The organism is Streptomyces narbonensis, from assembly GCF_014649015.1.
Taxonomy (GTDB): Bacteria; Actinomycetota; Actinomycetes; order Streptomycetales; family Streptomycetaceae; genus Streptomyces; species Streptomyces narbonensis.
This window is the reverse complement of record NZ_BMSF01000080.1, coordinates 1-1,007: the sequence shown is the minus strand read 5'-3', so window position 1 is coordinate 1,007 and position 1,007 is coordinate 1. Positions and strand designations below refer to the sequence as shown.

The 1,007-nt window shown below is 15.7% G+C and carries 1 tRNA gene; it reads right to left on the bottom strand.

Going from position 1 to position 1,007, the window contains the following annotated elements:
- Positions 1-548: 548 nt before the first annotated feature.
- Positions 549-622, bottom strand: a tRNA-Met gene (locus IE124_RS36230).
- Positions 623-1,007: the final 385 nt, after the last annotated feature.

The window sequence follows — 1,007 nt, the reverse complement described above, 5'->3', positions numbered from 1 at the left end:
AAATATTAATAAAATAAAATAAAATTATAATATAATTAAATTATAAGAATTATATTTACTCCTTTTATAATTTATATTTATAATATAATATAATATAAAATAAATATAATATAATATAAAATAAATATAATGTAATAGGTATTCACTCCTCTTTGGGGTTCCGATCCCCCATACGGATACGGATACGGATACGAATACGGATACGGATACGGATACGGGGGGCCGTCCCCCAGAACTTAATATTATATCTTAAATAATTAATATAAATATAATATATTATTTAATAATAATAATAAATAAATAAATAAATAAATAAATAAATTAAATAAATAATAATATTATTATAATTACTTTTTAATAAATAATATTAATATAATATTATATTAGTATTATAAATAGACTTTTTATTATTTTATATATAATATAGTCCGGCCCGCCCCCGCGGGGCGGACCCCGAAGGAGTCCGGCCGAAGGAGATGTGAATCCTGCTAGGAGGAGTAATTATTTATTAATATTATTTTAATATATATAAATATGATAATCATGATTACGTGTAGAAGGAATTGAACCTTACATTATTTATTTATGAGACAAATGTTTTAACCAATTAAACTATACAAGCTCCTTAATTATAATTATTATTATAATTAATACAATATTTACTCTTTATTATCAATATTTATACCTTATTTTATAAATATAAATAAAAGATATTAATTATTAAAATATTAATAAATATATTCTTTAATAATTTATAATTATAATATAATAATTATAATAATAATAATTTTTAATAAAAAATAAAATAATTATAAAATTATAATCTTATTATATAAAATATATAATATATTTATAATTATTAATAAAAAAGATAATTATATAATTAAAATTAATATATATATATATATATATATAAAGGTATTATTAATTAATTAAAAATATTAATATATTTGTTAATTAAATAAATAAATAAATATAAATATTATCTAATTATAAATTTATTCTTA